Origin of the sequence: Synechococcus sp. CCAP 1479/9, from assembly GCF_019038535.1 — a bacterium.
In the GTDB taxonomy this organism is placed as follows: Bacteria; Cyanobacteriota; Cyanobacteriia; order PCC-6307; family Cyanobiaceae; genus Cyanobium.
In genome coordinates, this window is record NZ_JAFKRK010000008.1 from 75,078 (window position 1) to 90,708 (window position 15,631).

Here is a 15,631-nt window from a genome sequence, read left to right on the forward strand (position 1 = left end):
TCCAGACCAGACAACGCATCGCCCCATGGCCGTTCACAAGATCCGCTGGTACGTGAAGGCCCAGCTCGGTGTGCTCCTGCTCCCCGCCGGGCTCTGCCTGTTCGGGGAGGGGGTGATCCGCAAGGGCATCCAGACCTGGTCGGCCCTGGCGGCGGCGGCCGACCAGGGGCAGTCGCTGCCGGAGGCCGGCCCCTGGGTCTGGTACGGGGCCCTGGGCCTGATCCTGATCAACGCCGGGGTCGGACTGATGATCGAGAGCGGCCTGCTGCGCGGCTATCCCCGCACCCCGCCCCGGGCCTGAGCCACCCCTCAGACCGCCACCGGTTCGGTGTCGCCCCTGCCGGGGATGTGGGCGTGCAGTTCGGCGGGGGATTCCAGGCGGTGGATCTGCCAAGTGGCCTTGTCACCGAAACGGGCCTGGAGCTTGTCGAGATCGTCGGACGCCTGCCTCGGGCTCGCGTAGGGCCCGATGTGTCGCGTCTGCAGACCGTCCCGGATGGTCAGCAGATACATACAGAAGCCCTCCGGTGATGGAGCAAACGCTAAGGCATTTTCCCGGTCGCGACAGGGGGGGAAGGGCTGTTCGGATTCCCCTGCGGCTGATCGGCATCACCGCCGATGTACGGGATGCGAGGGGGCCGTCGGACGGGCTCCGGCGATGGCTCAGCCGCCCTGCCAGCGCTGGCTGGTGCGGGCCCGCCGGCCCCAGACCGTGTCCAGGCGCCGGTCCCGTCCGCAGGACCAGCGGTAGTAGTTGTACCGGACGCCATTGCGCTTGGCGTAATTCTGGTGGTAGCCCTCCGCCGGCCAGAACTTCGCCAGGGGCCGGATTGTCACCTTGATCGCCGCCGCCGGCTTGCCCAGCTCCCGGGCGGCCGCCACCATGCTGTTGCGGGCCTCCACGGCCTGGTTGGCGCTGGTGGTGAAGATCACGGGCCGGTAGGAATCGCCGCGGTCGCAGAACTGGCCGCCGCCGTCGAGGGGATCGATGTTGCGCCAGTAGGCCCGCAGCAACGTGTCGTAGCGGATCTCGGTGTTGTCGAAGCGCACCCGGACCACCTCCTGATGGCCGCTCCCCCCGGCCGAGACCTGCTTGTAGGTGGGGTTGGCCCCCTTGCCGCCGCTGTAGCCGCTTTCCACGTCGAGGACCCCGGGGAGCACCTCCAGATCGTGCTCCAGGCACCAGAAGCAGCCGCCGGCCAGCACGGCCTCCTCGGTGGCCGCCAGGGCCGGAGCCACCGGCCCTCCGAGGGCGAGCAGCAGCCCCAACAGCAGCCCCAACAGCAGCGCGATCAGTCGCATGGCGTGTGTCCCGAGAACGGTTCGAGGATGGCCGTCGCCGCCCGGCGGGTGACGCCCGGCTCCCCCAGCTTCTGCCGCAGCCGAACGTAGCCCTCCTGCACCCGCTCCCGTGCCCCGGAGGCGGGATCGAACAGGGGCAGCAGGGCCGCCAGGATGGCGTCCGGGGTGAAATCGTCCTGGAGCAGTTCCGGCACGAGCCGTTCCTCCAGCACCAGGTTCACCGGGGAGATGTGGGCCACGTTGAAGTGGATCACATGTTTCGCCAGGAACGCCGTCGGCCGGCTCACCCGGTAGCCGGTCACCTGGGGCACCCCCCGCAGGGCCAGTTCCAGGTTGGCGGTGCCGGATTTGGTCAGGGCGGCGTCGGCCGCCGCACAGAGCAGGGGCCGCAGGGCATCGGCCTCACCGGCCGGGATCACCCGCACGGCCGTGGCTCCCGCCGCCCGCATGGTCTCGGCCAGGACCGCCTCAAACCCCGGCAGGCCGGCGGGCAGCAGCACCTGCAGATCCGGATGCTGCCGCTGCAGCAGGGCCACCGCAGCGGCCATCGGCGGCAGCACGTAGCGCAGCTCCTGCCGCCGCGAGGCGGGCAGCATCAGCAGCACCGGCGCCTCCTGGGGCAGGCCCAGCCGCTGGCGGGCGTCCTGCCGGGAGGGGCGCTGCTGCAGGGTGTCGATCAGGGGATGGCCCACCCAGGTGACCTGGGCGCCGCGTGCGGCGTAGAAGCTGGCCTCCTCCGGGAAGATCGCCAGGATGCGGTCGGTGAAACCGATCAACCGGGTGGTGCCACCGTCGCCGAGGCGGAAGGCCCACTCCTGGGGAGCGATGTAATAGGTGATGGGCACATCGGGATAGAGCCGCCGCAGGCGCAGGCCCAGGTTCACGTTCGCCCCCATGTAGTCGATCAGGACCACGGCGTCGGGGGGGTGCTGCTTCAGCCAGCGGCGCACCCTGGCCTGCAACTTGAGGGTGGGAATGACCAGCGGGATCGGCTCCCACAGACCGATGGCCCCGAGCTTGGTGGTGTCCGCCAGGAGCTGGGCCCCGGCCCGCTCCATCCGACTCCCCCCGAGGGCCACCACATCGAGGGGCAGGGAACGGCGGGCCGCCTCCTCGTGCAGGGCCTTGACCAGCAGGGACCCCTGCAGATCACCGGAAACCTCCCCGGTGCTGACCAGCAGTCGCACCATCAGCGCTGGGCCGGCAGCGGTCCGCGCCGGCCCGGCCCCACCGAGGCCTCCAGAAAGGCGCACAGCTCGTCGGCCGCGGCCAGCAGGGGCCGCTCCCTGGCCTGGCGCAGGGCGGCGGCCAGCACCAGATCGCTGCGGTAGATGAGGGTCCAGAGATCCTGGAGCTGGCGGAACTGGGCGCCGTCGTCGAGCTGGGCCATGCCGCTGCGGCGCAGCCCGACGCGGTTCAGTCCCCGGATGCGGCCGGGGTGGCCCTCCACCGTCATGAACGGGGGCACGTCCCGGTCGATGCGGCTCATGCCGCCCACCATCGCCAGGCTGCCGATGTGGACGAACTGGTGGATGCCGAGCACGCCGCCGATCACGGCCCGCTCACCGATCACCACGTGGCCCGCCACCGCCACCCCGTTGGCGATGACGATGCGGTCGGACAGCTGGCAATTGTGGCCGATGTGGCTGTAGGCCATCAGCAGGTTGCCGTTGCCCAGGACGGTGCTCTCACCTTCCGCCGTGGCGCGGTTGATGGTGACGCACTCCCGGATCGTGTTCTCATCGCCCATCACCACTTCGGTGGGGGCGCCGCCGTACTTGAGGTCCTGGGGCTCGAGGCCGATGCAGGCCCCCGGGAAGATCCGGTTGCCCTTCCCCATCCGCACCCGCCCGTCGATCACCACGTGGGGACCGATGCGGCTGCCCTCGCCGATCTCCACCTCCGGACCGATCACCGCATAGGGACCGATCTCCACACCGGAGGCCAGCCGGGCCCTCGGATCGACCAGGGCGGTGGGATGCACCGATGTCGTCATGGCTGCACTCGACATCGCGTCAGTCCACGAGCGAGAACATCAGCTCGCCGGAGCAGACCCGCTCGCCATCGACGGTGGCGGTGGCCTGCACCTTGCCGAAGCGCTTGCGCTTGAGGCTGAGCAGTTCGCAGGTGATCAGCAGCTGGTCGCCGGGCACGACGGGCCGCCGGAAGCGGACCCCGTCGATGCCGGCGAAGACGAACAGCCCCTTGGGCAGATCCGGCATCTGGGTGACGATCAGGCCGCCCACCTGGGCCATGGCCTCGACGATCAGCACGCCCGGCATCAGGGGCCGGCCGGGGAAATGGCCCTGGAACTGCGGTTCGTTGAAGGTGACGTTCTTCAGGGCCACCGCCCGCTGGCCGGGGACGTACTCGATGACCCGATCCACCAGGGCGAAGGGATAGCGATGGGGCAGCAGGTTGAGGATCTGTTCGCTGCTGAGCACCACGGACCGGGCCGTGTCCGCCGCGGGGCCAGCGGGCGTGGCGGGGGCAGCGGCCGTGGCGGCCTCGGGAGCGGCGGAGGGAAGAACGGTCAAGGATTCAGTGGGTCGGTACGGGTACGGGCAGGCGGGGCGCCTGGGCCGCAAGGGCCGCGGCCATGGCGGTGTGCAGACCATGGGAACCGCGGTAGGCAAAGACGTGGGCCGTCGGCAGGCCCACCAGCGCCAGATCTCCCAGCAGGTCCAGCAGCTTATGGCGCACCGGTTCGTCGGCGAAGCGCAGGGGCGGATTCACCCAGTGGTCCCCGTCACAGACCAGGGCATTGTCGAGGGCGCCGCCGCGGATCAGGCCCGCCGCCAGCAGCTGCTCCACCTGCTCCCGGAAGCCGAAGGTGCGGGCCGGCGCGATCTCGGCCACGAAGCTCTCGGGGGTGAGATCGAGGGCATAGAGCTGGCGGCCGATGGCCGCCTGGGGAAACTCGATCGCGGCCGCCAGCCGCAGCCGGTCGTTGGGCAGGGCGGCCACGAACCCCAGCCCCTTGCCGAGGGTGAGGGGCAACGGGGGCAGCGGGGGCTCGATGCGCTCGCCCCGTTCGCTGAGGCCCGCCTCGGCGATCGCTTCCACCCAGGGCAGGCCGGAGCCGTCGAGCAGGGGGATCTCCTCCCCGTCCACCCACAGTTCCGCCTGGCTCACGCCGGTGCCGGCCAGGGCCGCCAGCAGATGCTCCACCGTCGCCAGGCGGCGATCGCCGAGCTGCAGGCAGGTGCAGAGGCGGGTGTCGCTGACCTGGGTGGGGCCGAGACGCTGCAGGGGGCGTTCAGGCGCATCCAGCCAGCCCAGCCAGTAGCCGGGCCGCTCCGAGGGGCCGAGACGGACCCGGGAGACGGCGCCGCTGTGCAGCCCGACCCCGGAGCGCTCCACGCTGGAGCGCAGGGTCCAGGCCTGGCGATAGTCGCTGGGCCAGCTGGTCACTAGAACTTCCAGCCCACGCCGAGGTTGAAGCGCCACTCGCCGGTGAAGTCCTGGCTGGCCACCTCCAGGCGCAGCGGGCCGACGGGGGTGGTGACGATCAGGCCGGTGCCGATCGAGAAGCCGGAACCCGGCTTGTTGAGCAGGCCGCCGAGGTTGCCCGGCACCTTCGTCTGGCTGCCGAAGGTGGTGCCGCCGTCGATGAACAGCTCGCCGCTGACGATGCTGAACAGGGGGAAGCGATATTCGATCGTGGCCTCGCCGAAGCTCCGGCCGACGCCGAGATCGCAGTCGAAGTAGCCCCGCACCGAGTTGCCGCCGCCCAGGCAGAAGGCCTCGTAGGGCGGCAGGTCGCCGATCACCGTGCCGGCGGACACCTGGAAGGCCAGGGCCTGCTTGCAGTCCTCCGTCTCGCCGGCCTTCGGACGGCAGCCCTTGTAGAACTTCAGCCAGCGCACCGGGATGTAGTGGGTGAAGCTGCCCCGGATCCGGTTGAAGGTGGGGGAATCGGGGCCCACCGAGAAGAACTGCTCGGTGCCGATGCTGAGGAAGTTGCCCTGGGTGGGGTTGCGGGGATCGTTGAGGGTGCTCATCGTCGCCGCCAGCCGCAGGCCCACCAGCTGGTTGCGGGCGGCGCAGTTGTAGGCGAGGCAGATGAACGAACTGGTGGGGGCGGCCAGCAGCGAGGTGGCTTCGTTCGGGGTGGCCAGCGCGAAACGGCGGGAGGTGCCGGAGAAGTCCATCGGCGTGGCCACCTGGCCGGTCAGCCCCAGCAGCACCGTCCAGGGGGCCCGCTTGAAGGGGTTGCCGCCGTTGAGGGGACGCACGAACTGGACGTTGGCCCCGACGCGCTGGATCAGCACGCTGTTGCCGTCGAACTGGAACCAGCTGAGGTTCTGACCGCTGGTCTCGGCGGCGATGCGGGCCGCCGTCACCGACGGGAAGACGTCGAGGAGGGGGTTGAACGGCGAGAAGATGTTGTAGGCGACCTGGGTGCCCGGGGCCTGGTAGAAGTCGGAAACGGTGAAGAAGTTGCCGTTGTTCTGGCTCTGGAACACCTGGGGGGCGTCCCGGCTGACGAAGGCCTTGAAGCGGAAGGCGGTCCGGTACTTGTCCCCCTTGATCCAGGGGTCGCTGAAGGAGATGTCGGCCAGGCCGCCGAACTGTCCGTAGGTGAAGCTGGTGGAGAGGTCCCAGGCCCGGCCGAACAGGTTGCTGTCCTGCACCTGGATCTGGCCGAAGACGCCCTGGCTCTGGCTGTAGCCCAGACCGCCGGAGAGGGAGCCGGTCGACTGCTCGACGACCCCCAGCACGATCACCACCGAGCCGGGATCCTCCGGTTCAGGGCGCAGGGTCACCTTGACGTCGCTGAACAGGCCGGTGCCGTACAGGCGCTTGAGGTCGTCCTCCAGGTTGCGGCGGTTGAAGATCTCGCCGGTCTTGATGGAGATCTCCCGGGTGATCACCCACTCCTTCGTCTTGCCCTTGATCGGCTGGCCCTTGTCGTTGGTGGCCGATCCCTCCTTGTTGAGGAACTGGACCTCCACGCCCTTCACCGTGCCCTGGCGCACCAGCAGCTGCACGTCGCCGTCGGGTCCGATCCGGGAGGGGCCGGTGACGCGGGCCAGGGAGAAGCCCTGATCGGCGTACCACTTCTGCAGCTCCTGCATGCGGCCCTGCAGGGTCACCAGGTTGAGGGTCTTGCCGTAATCGCTGGCGAAGGTGTCCTGCACCACCGTTTCCGGCACCTTGGCGTCGGCCGGATCCAGGCTCACCTTGGTGAGCACGGGGTTGGGCACCACCGAGACCACCAGCCGCACCCCCAGGGGGCCGTCCTGGGGCTGGATCCGCACGTCGGAGAACCAACCCGTGGCGTAGATGGCCTGCAGGTCCGTTTCGAGCTCGCTGCGGGTGATGGCGTTGCCGGGCGTCACCGCCATGGCTGCATAGGCCGCCAGCTCGAGGCGCTCACGCTCGGGGTGGTCGGCCAGGCCTTCGATCACCACCTCGCTGATCAGCACCCGGGGTTCGGTGGAGGCCGAAGGGGTGGGGGCCGGGCCCAGGGAGGGCTTGCCGGGCCGGTCGTCGCGGGCGGAGGGGGGGCTGGGCGTGGCGCCAGGGGTGGCGGCCGGTGCCGGTGTGGCCGCGGGTGCCGGGCTTGCGGGGGTGGCTCCGGGGGCGGGCGTCACCGGGGTCGCCCCGGCCGGCGGGGTGGCGTCCGCCGGACCGGCGAAGGGATCGGCACCGGCCTGGGCCAGTGAGCCTGCGGGGGGCTGGCCCACGGCGCCTGCGCCGGCCTGGGCCACGGGGCCTGCGGGGGCCTGGCCCTTGTTGCCGGGGGGACTTTCGGCCGCCCGGGCCTGGCCGCCGGCCAGCAGCAGGGCCACGAGCAGGGGCAGGGAGGCGGTCGCCGCCCGGGGCGTGACGCTTCGAAGGATGTGGGGCCTGCCGAGGCGAACGCCAATCATGGATGTCGTCTGCAGAGCGGCCAGGCCGCAAATTCCGCTGACCTTACCCGTAGACCCGCGCTTCGGGACAGACCCCTTGGACCCGTTTGAGGACCTCCCCGTAGGCCTCGACAACTCCGCCCAGGTCCTGTCGGAATCGGTCCTTGTCCAGGATCCGCTCCTGGGCATCGCTCACGGCCCGGTTCCAGAGGCGGCAAGTGTCGGGGCTGATCTCGTCAGCCACCACCAGTGCACCGTCGGCGGTGAACCCCAGTTCGATCTTGAAATCCACCAGTTCAAGCTCCACCCGGGCGAAAAGTTCGCGCAGGGCGTGGTTGACCCGGAAGGCCAGTTCCCGGATCGCCCCCAGCTGGTCGGGCGTGACCAGCTGCAGGCGCTCCAGCCGCGCTTCGCTGAGCAGCGGATCCCCCAGGGCGTCGTCCTTGTAATAGAGATCGAGCAGGGGCGGATCCAGGGGGGTACCCGCCGGAATCGGCATCTGACGGCAGAGGGAACCGGCGGCCACGTTCCGCACCACCACCTCCACCGGCACCACGCGCACCGGCCGCACCATCATCCAGTGGTCTCCCTGCAGGCCCAGGTAGTGGGTGGGCACCCCCAGCCGTTCGAGGTGTTCGAACAGCAGGGCGGAGATGCGGCAGTTCAGGGCTCCTTTGCCCAGGAGCTGGGCCTTCTTGAGGGCGTTGAAGGCCGTGGCGTCGTCCTTGTACTCGACGGCCACCAGGTCCTCCTGGTCGGTGGCGTACACCCGCTTCGCCTTGCCTTCGTAGAGGAGGGGGCCGGTGGCAGGGGAGAGGGTCATGGGGCAGGGGAAGGGGTCGGGGCCGGAGTCGGAGTCGGAGTCGGGTCCGGCACCGGAAGGTCGGCGGCGTGGCCGCCCGGATCCCGAGGGGAGCGCAACCGGATCTCCAGCTGGCGGGTGCGCGGCGCCGCTGCCGGATCCTCGCGCCGCCAGCGCCATTCGCCGTAGGCGTCGTCAATGCGCCCGCTGAGCCGCAGGCGCCGGGCCACGGCCCGCTCCGAGGGCAGGGCGGCCTGGGTGTCCAGCAGCTCGGCGACAAGCCCCCAGGCCTTCGCCGCCGCCGCCTGCTCCAGGGCCGCCTCCAGCAGGGCCTCCCGCTGGGACGCCGGCAGCTCCGCCAGCAGACCCACCGCCTGCTGCAGCCGCAGAGCCCCCCCCAGGCCGCCCTGGCGGGCCCGGACCAGCAGTTCGCCGCCGACCCGGGCGAAGCCCCTCGATTCCAGGTGCAGGGCCAGCAGCTCCAGGGCCGAGCGGCTGATCACGGTGCCATCCTCCCGGCGCTGCAGCGGCAGGGCGATGCCATCGAGGGACGTGCCGCTCTCCTTCCGCAGCCGCTCCAGGGCCAGGGCGGCCCGGCGGTGGTCCAGCCCGGCGGCGGCGGCCCGCCACTGCAGCTGCAGCCACTGGACCCGCTCGGCTCCGGCAGCCGGGCCGTAGCGGTTGAGCACGTCCATGGCCTCGCTGGGTGCCCGGCAACTGAGCAGCACGTCGGCGTTGGCCAGCACCACCTCCAGGGGCTGGGGGGCCGGATGCAGCGTCAGCAGCCGCTGCTGCAGCTGCCGAAGCCGCTCGAGCTGATCGGCCTCGGCGCTCTGCCGGCAGGCCACGTCGAGCTGCTCCAGATCCCCGTCGCGGAGCAGGTCGGCGAACGCTTTGTCGGTGAGGAGCGGGGGGCGTTCGTCCTGCTCCGGGGCCGGCTCAGCGGCAGCGGTCGGGGTCTCCCCCGTGGGTTCCGCCGGCCCGTTGGGGCTGGCTTCCGTGGCGGGGGTCGCCGCTCCCGCTGGTGCGGGTTTTGTCGCCGCCGCCTCCGTCCCGGGGGCCGCGGCACGGGCTGCCGCCGGTCCGATCCCCGGCAGCAGACCCATCAAGGCCAGGGCTCCGAGGCCGCCGAGAACGGACCAGCCGCGGCTCCGCCGGGGCGCCGGCGGGCCGGTGGTCGGGCCGGATCCGCTGGGCGGCACGGCGGTCGAGGCGGCGGTCGGAGAGAATGGCAAAGGGGAGTGGCAGCAAGGCTGGTGAGGGCAACCGGTGCAGCACCCGTGCCGGCGCACAACCTAGGGGAGCTCTCCTCCCCGATCCACCCCCGTTCCGCTTCCCCTCCGCCCCATGGCCCCGTTGACCGCTTCCGACGCTTCCCCCCCGTCCCCGGTGCCGGCCCGGATCCTGGTGGTGGGCGGCGGCGGCCGCGAGAACGCCCTGGGCTGGGCCCTGGCGCGCTGTCCGGGGGTGGAGCAGGTGCTGGTGGCCCCCGGCAACGGCGGCACCGCCGCCCTGGCGGGCTGCGGCCAGCTGGCCATCGCCGAGACCGACCATGGCGCCCTGGCGGGGGCCTGCCGTGAGCACGCCATCGACCTGGTGGTGGTGGGACCGGAGGCGCCCCTGGCGGCCGGCCTGGCGGACCGGCTGCGGGCGGAGGGCCTGGCGGTCTTCGGTCCTGGGGCGGATGGCGCCCTGCTGGAGGCCAGCAAGCGCTGGGCCAAGGACCTGATGCAGGAGGCGGGCGTGCCCACGGCGGGGTACTGGGCGGCGACGGATCGCCAGCAGGCCCTGGAGGCCCTCGAACGCCATGGCCGCCCCCTGGTGGTGAAGGCCGATGGGCTGGCCGCCGGCAAGGGCGTGACGGTGGCTGACAGCCTCGAGCAGTGCCGCGACGCCATCGAGGAGGTGTTCGCGGGCCGCTTCCAGAGCGCTGCCCCCGGGGAAGCCGCCGCCGCCCCCTCCCTGGTGCTGGAGGAGCGCCTGCACGGCCCGGAGGTGTCGGTGTTCGCCCTCACCGACGGCCGCTCCATGGTGTTGCTGCCTCCGGCCCAGGACCACAAGCGCATCGGTGAGGGGGACACGGGCCCCAACACCGGCGGCATGGGGGCCTACGCCCCCGCCCGGCTGCTGGATGCGGCGGGGCTGGAGCAGGTGCGCCAGCTCGTGCTGGAGCCGATCCTGGCGGCCCTGCGGGCCCGGGGCATCGACTACCGCGGTGTGATTTTCGCCGGCCTGATGCTCACCGAGGCCGGCCTGCGGGTGATCGAATTCAACTGCCGCTTCGGCGATCCGGAGTGCGAGACCCTGATGCCCCTGCTCGGCCCGGAACTGGCCCGGGTGCTGCTGGCCTGCGCCACCGGCCGCCTGGAGGAGGCCCCCCCGCTGACGATCGCGCCGCGTTGCAGTGCCTGCGTGATCGCGGCCGCCGAGGGCTATCCCGGCGAGGTGCGTCGCGGCGATGCGATCCACGGCGATTTGGGGGACGACCCCGATCGGCAGCTCTTCCATGCCGGCAGCCGCCGCACCGAGGCGGGCCCCGTGGTCACGGCGGGCGGCCGGGTGCTGGCGGTGGTGGCCCAGGCCGACGACTTCGACACGGCCTTCGAGCGGGCCTATGACGGCCTGGGACGGGTGGGTTTCGAGGGCATGGTCTACCGCCGCGACATCGGCCACCAGGTGCGGTCGCAACGCCCGGCCCTGCCATGACCCGCTCCGTTTCCGGCCCCACCCTGAGCGGCAGCGAGGCCGCCGGAGCCTTCAGCCTCTGGCGGGCGCGGCTGCAGCGCTGGTGGGCGGAGTTCAGCCTCCAGACCAAGCTGCTGGCGGTCGCCACCCTCGTGGTGAGCCTGCTGATGACGGGCATCACCTTCCTGGCCCTCAACGGCATCCAGCGCGATGCCCGCATGAGCGACACCCGCTTCGCCCGGGATCTCGGGCTGCTGCTGTCGGCCAATGTCACCCCCCTGGTGGCGGAGGGCAACGACCGCGAACTGGCCTCGGTGGCCGAACGCTTCTGGCAATCCAGCCGCAGCCTCCGCTACATCTTCTTCGCCGATTCCGACGGGGTGATCTACCTCGGCATCCCGATGGGCGGCAGCACCGGCATGGGCGAGCGCGTGCTCAGCCGGCGCCTGGAGCTGCCGGCCGACATCCAGCGCCGCCCCGACAACCCCCTGATCCGCCAGCACCTCACCCCGGACGGCCAGGTCACCGATGTGTTCGTGCCGATGGTGAGCGACGGCCGCTACCTGGGGGTGGTGGCCCTGGGCATCAACCCCAACGAGACGCTCCTGGCCAGCGCCGCCCTCACCAGGGAGGTGACGGTGGCGGTGTTCATCTCGATCTGGGTGCTGGTGATCCTGGGCTCGGTGTTCAACGCCCTCACGATCACCCAGCCGGTGAAGGAACTCCTGCGGGGGGTGCGATCGATCGCCGGGGGCAACTTCGAGACCCGCATCGCCCTGCCGGTGGGGGGCGAGCTGGGGGAACTGCTCAACGGCTTCAACACCATGGCCTCCCAGCTGGAGGTCTACAAGGCGGCCAACATTGAGGAGCTCACCGCCGCCCAGGTGAAGCAGCAGTCGCTGATCGCCACCATGGCCGATGGTGCCGTGCTGCTCGATGCCGAGGGGCGGATCGTGCTGGCCAACCCCACCGCCCGCCGCCTGTTCCGCTGGGAAGGCCGCAACCTGGAGGGCAGCGAGCTGGCCGCCGAACTGCCCGACCGGCTGGCGATGGAGCTGCACGATCCCCTGGAGAGCCTGATCATCAGCGAGCGGGACACCACCGAGGTGCGCTGCAGCTTCGGGGATCCCCCCCGCACCCTGCGCATCGTGCTCCAGTCGGTGCGGGATGCCAGCGGCGAGAGCCTCAAGGGCATCGCCATGACGATCCAGGATCTCACCCGGGAGGTGGAGCTGAATGCCGCCCAGAGCCGCTTCATCAGCAACGTGTCCCACGAGCTGCGCACCCCCCTGTGCAACATCAAGAGCTACGTGGAGACGCTCCATGACATGGGCGACCTGCTCAGCGCCGAGGAGCAGAAGGAGTTCCTGAGCATCGCCAACGCCGAGACCGACCGCCTCTCGCGCCTGGTCACCGACGTGCTCGACCTGTCACGGCTGGAGTCCGACCGGGTCTGGCAGCTGGAGCCCATGGACCTGGCCCCGGCGATCGAGCAGACCCTGCGCACCTACCGGCTCAACGCCGAGGAGAAGGGGGTGATGCTGCTGTTCGCCGGCGATCAGAACCTGCCCCGGGTGCGGGGCAACTGGGATCTGCTGCTGCAGGTGTTCGACAACCTGGTGGGCAACGCCCTCAAGTTCACCCGCAGCGGCGGCCAGCTGCTGCTGCGCGCCTACCCCTGGCCCGACCACTGCCCGCTGGATCCCGACGGCGGAGCGGAGCACCATCCCTCCTGCACCCTCACCTCGCGCCTGCCGCGGCTGCGGGTCGAGATCGCCGACACCGGCTGCGGCATCTCCGAGGCCGACCAGGCCCGGATCTTCGAGCGCTTCTTCCGGGTCGAGAACGCCGTGCACACCGAAGCCGGCACCGGGCTGGGACTCTCGATCGTGCGGGGCATCCTCGAGAAGCACGGCAGCCAGGCCCGGATGGCCAGCGAGCCCGGGGTGGGCACCACCTTCTGGTTCGACCTGCCCCTGGAGGAGGCCGACGGTGATGAACTGAGAGTCCAGGCGGAGCGCTCCGCCTCCCTGGCAGAGATCGAAGCGGAGCGAAGAATCCCCGCCTAGGTGCCCATGGTCGGGTTCAGCTCTCGCCGTCGACGCTGCGCATGATCCGGCCCAGGTCGGCACGTTCGTCGGTGGTGATCCGATGGGGAACGCCGCTGATGATGCGCTCGAAATTGGCGAAGGAATCCTTGATCTCCGGCCCGTTGCCGGTGATCACGAATTCCCGAATGCCCTTGTCATGCCAGGAGCCGCGCATCTTGAACACGTTGAGGGCCCGGGCCATTTCACCGCGGATTTCCACATACTGCAGCAGCAGAATGGTGTCAGTGATGGTGGAGATGTGGGAGTCGGTGATCGAATGGCTTCCCATGAACTCCTCGGAGGTGTTGGTGAAGAAGCCAGCGATCTCCTCCTGTTTGGCATAGCCCGTCACCCCGATCACGAACTGCCGGAAGGCGTTGTGGCTGACACCCCGAGCCAGGGCGGAGAGGGAATCGATCGCCATTCGGGATGGCTTGAACTGGCTGATCTCCGTCTTGATGATCTGCAGGTGATCCTCAAGGCCGGTGGATTCCGGATAGGCGCAGATGATCTTGAGCAGGCCGTCCTGCTCCATCTGCTCGAAATCGATGCCCCAGCTGGTGGCGTTGCGCAGCAGCTGGGAGCGGGATTCCTCGTAGGCGAACAGGATCGCCCGCTCCTTGCTGCGGCAGGCATCTTCCACGAACTTGCTGACCAGCAGGGTCTTGCCGGTGCCGGTGGCGCCGGTCGCCAGGATGATGGAGTCCTTGAAGAAGCCACCCCCGCACATCTCATCGAGCCGGGGCACGCCGGAGCTCAGGCGCACGTTGGAGGACCGCTGGGTGAGGCGCATCGCCCCCAGAGGGAACACACTGATCCCGTGGGCGCCCATGGTGAAGGGGAACTCCCCCTTCATGTGGGTGGTGCCCCGGAGCTTGAGCACTTCCACCGTGCGCCGCCGCCGTTCACCCTCCAGCACGTTGCGCAGGATCACCACGTTGTCGGAGACGAATTCCTCGACGCCGTAGCGGGCGATGGCGCCGTATTCATCGACCCGTTCGGTGGTCATCACCGTGGTGACGCCGATCTCCTTGAGCCGGGCGATCAGCCGAAAGATCTCGCGACGCACCACGGAAATGGCGTCGTACTGCTGGAAGACGGCGGTGATGGAGTCAATCGCCACCCGCTTGGCTTTGTATTTGCGAATCGCGTAGTGGATCCGTTCAATCAGCCCGGAGAGGTCGAAGCTGCCCGACACCTCCTGGCCATCGGGGTCCGGGGAGGCATCGAGGACAAATAACTTGTTCTGTTCGACCATTTCCTGCAGGTTCCAGCCGAAGCTGGAGGCATTGCGCAGGATGTCGAGGGGCGACTCCTCGAAGGTGACGAAAATGCCGTGTTCGTTGAACTGCCGGATGCCGTTGCAGAGAAAATTCAGGGAAAAGACCGTCTTGCCGGTTCCCGAGGTTCCGCTGATCAGGGTCGATCGGCCGATCGGCAGCCCGCCATGGCAGATGTCATCGAAACCTTCGATGCCCGTGGGGAGTTTCTGCATCTGCATTCGATTGGCAGCGGCGTCGTGGTCGTTGGGATCCTGCATCGAAGAGATGGAAGCGCGAGGGGTCTGAAGGGGAACGGGGTCGACGCGGGGATGGCCTGGCCCGGAAGGTGGCGGCAGACCTTGATCAGGGCTCAGGAGGTTTCGGGGGGAGAGGGAGCATCGTCGGCTTCCAGATCATCGATGTCGAGCTTGAAATCCTCGGTGAGCTCTTCGTAGAGGAGGTCGAGGCCGATCAGCACCCGGTCGCGGTCGGAGAGATCGCCGATGATTCGCCGCACCGGTGGGGGCAGGATCTTCGCCAGGGTGGGGGTGGCCAGGATCTTGTCCTCCTCCGCCAGCTGGGGATTCTTGAGCACATCGATCACCTTCAGGGCGTAGACGCCGCGGAACTCGGACTCGAGGATGTCGCGCAGCGTCTTCAGGGCCCGCATCGAGTTCGGGGTGTTGCCCGCCACGTAGAGCTTGAGGATGTAGGTCTTGCGGAAGGTCATGGCTGGGACTCAGGCGGAGGGGCTGGTGGATTCGGCCACGACGGTGGGCACGATCGGCAGGTCGGGCGGGATGGAGCGTCGATACATTTCGCAGAGGTGAGCCATGACATCGAGGAGGGCCAGCCGGTAGTCCTGAAGAAAATCGTTCTTCTGTCCTTTGAGCATCAGCATCTTTCGAAACTCCTCGATCAGATTCACGTGGATCTCGACCATCTTGGTGATCGGCAGATCGGCGAAGAAGGCCGTGTTCACGAAGCTTTCGATTGCCTGGTTGGCCGCGGCGGGGTTCTTGAAGTAGCTGATCAGCAGGTCCCGGTAGGTGCGCCGCAGGGAGTCCAGCAGCTCGTTGCGCTCCTCGGCTTCCAGGTTGCGCAGGAAGCGGGAGGGATCCCGCTTGTAGTAGACGCCCAGGTAACCGAGCCGTCCATTGAGCCGGTTCGGCAGTTTCCAGCCGTCGGGGGTGGTCGCCTTGGCTTCGCTGTCGGCCGGCAGCGTGTTGCTGCGCAGGAAACGGGAGACGGCCGCATCCAGGCTGTAGCTGAGCTGCTCCAGCTGGTCGGGCGGGAGGCGGACCTCCGCATCGTGGAACTTCACCTCGCCGTCCACCGGGCCGATCAGCACGGCCGGCAGCTCCAGGCCCTGGTCGTGGAGGCTGCCGAAGAAGGTCCCGTCGACGGCGCCCTCCTCCAGGAGGATCCCGTCGAAGTCCTCGCGGCGCTGCTCCAGCTGCTCCAGGGGCCCGGCGGCGGGATCCACCGGCACCAGCTGGTAACGGCCGCCCCTGAGCCACTGGCCGCAGGCCTCGGCCAGGGCCGGGGTCTGGATGAGAGAGAGGATGTTGAGAACCGGTTGGGGCATCGACCGCTGCGGCGGGGAGCTCCCCTGACCGGGCTGATTCTTGA

15 protein-coding genes are annotated in these 15,631 nt (G+C 69.7%); 3 read left to right on the forward strand and 12 right to left on the reverse strand.

Annotation, left to right across the window (positions count from 1 at the left end):
• Positions 1 to 25: 25 nt before the first annotated feature.
• A complete protein-coding gene (locus KUG38_RS03290) occupies positions 26 to 301 on the forward strand; it encodes a hypothetical protein (protein ID WP_094585589.1) in 276 nt (91 codons plus the stop codon).
• 8 nt (positions 302 to 309) lie between these two features.
• Here the strand turns inward: KUG38_RS03290 and KUG38_RS03295 are convergent, their stop codons facing one another.
• From KUG38_RS03295 to KUG38_RS03335, 9 genes are all read right to left on the reverse strand, one after another.
• Positions 310 to 513, reverse strand: a complete 204-nt coding sequence (locus KUG38_RS03295; RefSeq protein WP_094585590.1) for a hypothetical protein — start codon at positions 511 to 513, stop codon at positions 310 to 312.
• A gap of 150 nt (positions 514 to 663) precedes the next feature.
• Positions 664 to 1,302, reverse strand: a complete 639-nt coding sequence (msrA, locus tag KUG38_RS03300) for a peptide-methionine (S)-S-oxide reductase MsrA (protein ID WP_216919032.1) — start codon at positions 1,300 to 1,302, stop codon at positions 664 to 666.
• Complete coding sequence (lpxB, locus tag KUG38_RS03305; protein ID WP_216919033.1) at positions 1,293 to 2,492, reverse strand: lipid-A-disaccharide synthase; 1,200 nt, start codon at positions 2,490 to 2,492, stop codon at positions 1,293 to 1,295. The genes msrA and lpxB overlap by 10 nt, the downstream gene beginning before the upstream one ends.
• Positions 2,492 to 3,298, reverse strand: coding sequence for an acyl-ACP--UDP-N-acetylglucosamine O-acyltransferase (gene lpxA, locus KUG38_RS03310; RefSeq protein ID WP_216919034.1), 807 nt, complete (start codon positions 3,296 to 3,298; stop codon positions 2,492 to 2,494). Before lpxA ends, lpxB begins: the two co-directional genes overlap by 1 nt.
• 19 nt (positions 3,299 to 3,317) lie before the next feature.
• Entirely contained in the window at positions 3,318 to 3,746 is a 429-nt protein-coding gene (gene fabZ, locus KUG38_RS03315) for a 3-hydroxyacyl-ACP dehydratase FabZ (protein ID WP_094585651.1), read from the reverse strand.
• Between the two features lie 97 nt (positions 3,747 to 3,843).
• Positions 3,844 to 4,716 carry a UDP-3-O-acyl-N-acetylglucosamine deacetylase gene (lpxC, locus tag KUG38_RS03320; protein WP_216919035.1) on the reverse strand — a complete coding sequence of 291 codons (873 nt, stop codon included), beginning with the start codon at positions 4,714 to 4,716 and terminating at the stop codon, positions 3,844 to 3,846.
• Positions 4,716 to 7,181 (reverse strand): BamA/TamA family outer membrane protein, encoded by a 2,466-nt coding sequence (locus tag KUG38_RS03325; RefSeq protein ID WP_216919036.1) that lies wholly within the window; start codon positions 7,179 to 7,181, stop codon positions 4,716 to 4,718. The genes lpxC and KUG38_RS03325 overlap by 1 nt, the downstream gene beginning before the upstream one ends.
• 43 nt (positions 7,182 to 7,224) lie before the next feature.
• Positions 7,225 to 7,983: a phosphoribosylaminoimidazolesuccinocarboxamide synthase gene (gene purC, locus KUG38_RS03330; RefSeq protein ID WP_216919037.1), complete on the reverse strand. Its 759-nt coding sequence runs from the start codon at positions 7,981 to 7,983 to the stop codon at positions 7,225 to 7,227.
• A complete protein-coding gene (locus tag KUG38_RS03335; RefSeq protein ID WP_216919038.1) occupies positions 7,980 to 9,197 on the reverse strand; it encodes a hypothetical protein in 1,218 nt (405 codons plus the stop codon). The genes purC and KUG38_RS03335 overlap by 4 nt, the downstream gene beginning before the upstream one ends.
• Before the next feature lie 112 nt (positions 9,198 to 9,309).
• On the opposite strand from KUG38_RS03335, the gene purD reads away from it, so the two are divergent.
• Entirely contained in the window at positions 9,310 to 10,668 is a 1,359-nt protein-coding gene (purD, locus tag KUG38_RS03340) for a phosphoribosylamine--glycine ligase (protein WP_216919039.1), read from the forward strand.
• Positions 10,665 to 12,716, forward strand: a complete 2,052-nt coding sequence (locus KUG38_RS03345; protein ID WP_286195588.1) for a HAMP domain-containing sensor histidine kinase — start codon at positions 10,665 to 10,667, stop codon at positions 12,714 to 12,716. The genes purD and KUG38_RS03345 overlap by 4 nt, the downstream gene beginning before the upstream one ends.
• Before the next feature lie 16 nt (positions 12,717 to 12,732).
• Here the strand turns inward: KUG38_RS03345 and kaiC are convergent, their stop codons facing one another.
• From kaiC to KUG38_RS03360, 3 genes are all read right to left on the reverse strand, one after another.
• The gene (kaiC, locus tag KUG38_RS03350) at positions 12,733 to 14,277 is read right to left on the reverse strand and encodes a circadian clock protein KaiC (RefSeq protein ID WP_094585600.1); all 1,545 of its coding nucleotides are present in this window, start codon (positions 14,275 to 14,277) and stop codon (positions 12,733 to 12,735) included.
• A gap of 92 nt (positions 14,278 to 14,369) precedes the next feature.
• On the reverse strand, positions 14,370 to 14,729 hold the full coding sequence (gene kaiB, locus KUG38_RS03355; protein ID WP_216919040.1) for a circadian clock protein KaiB: 360 nt from the start codon (positions 14,727 to 14,729) through the stop codon (positions 14,370 to 14,372).
• Between the two features lie 9 nt (positions 14,730 to 14,738).
• Entirely contained in the window at positions 14,739 to 15,587 is an 849-nt protein-coding gene (locus tag KUG38_RS03360) for a circadian clock protein KaiA (protein ID WP_216919041.1), read from the reverse strand.
• Positions 15,588 to 15,631: the final 44 nt, after the last annotated feature.

Coding starts and splice junctions, on each gene's coding strand:
- KUG38_RS03345 (WP_286195588.1), top strand. CDS start 10,665: ATGACCCGCTCCGTTTCCGGCCCCACCCTGAGCGGCAGCGAGGCCGCC.
- KUG38_RS03325 (WP_216919036.1), bottom strand. CDS start 7,181: ATGATTGGCGTTCGCCTCGGCAGGCCCCACATCCTTCGAAGCGTCACG.
- KUG38_RS03290 (WP_094585589.1), top strand. CDS start 26: ATGGCCGTTCACAAGATCCGCTGGTACGTGAAGGCCCAGCTCGGTGTG.
- KUG38_RS03295 (WP_094585590.1), bottom strand. CDS start 513: ATGTATCTGCTGACCATCCGGGACGGTCTGCAGACGCGACACATCGGG.
- kaiB (WP_216919040.1), bottom strand. CDS start 14,729: ATGACCTTCCGCAAGACCTACATCCTCAAGCTCTACGTGGCGGGCAAC.
- msrA (WP_216919032.1), bottom strand. CDS start 1,302: ATGCGACTGATCGCGCTGCTGTTGGGGCTGCTGTTGGGGCTGCTGCTC.
- purC (WP_216919037.1), bottom strand. CDS start 7,983: ATGACCCTCTCCCCTGCCACCGGCCCCCTCCTCTACGAAGGCAAGGCG.
- lpxA (WP_216919034.1), bottom strand. CDS start 3,298: ATGACGACATCGGTGCATCCCACCGCCCTGGTCGATCCGAGGGCCCGG.
- KUG38_RS03360 (WP_216919041.1), bottom strand. CDS start 15,587: ATGCCCCAACCGGTTCTCAACATCCTCTCTCTCATCCAGACCCCGGCC.
- purD (WP_216919039.1), top strand. CDS start 9,310: ATGGCCCCGTTGACCGCTTCCGACGCTTCCCCCCCGTCCCCGGTGCCG.
- kaiC (WP_094585600.1), bottom strand. CDS start 14,277: ATGCAGGATCCCAACGACCACGACGCCGCTGCCAATCGAATGCAGATG.
- lpxB (WP_216919033.1), bottom strand. CDS start 2,492: ATGGTGCGACTGCTGGTCAGCACCGGGGAGGTTTCCGGTGATCTGCAG.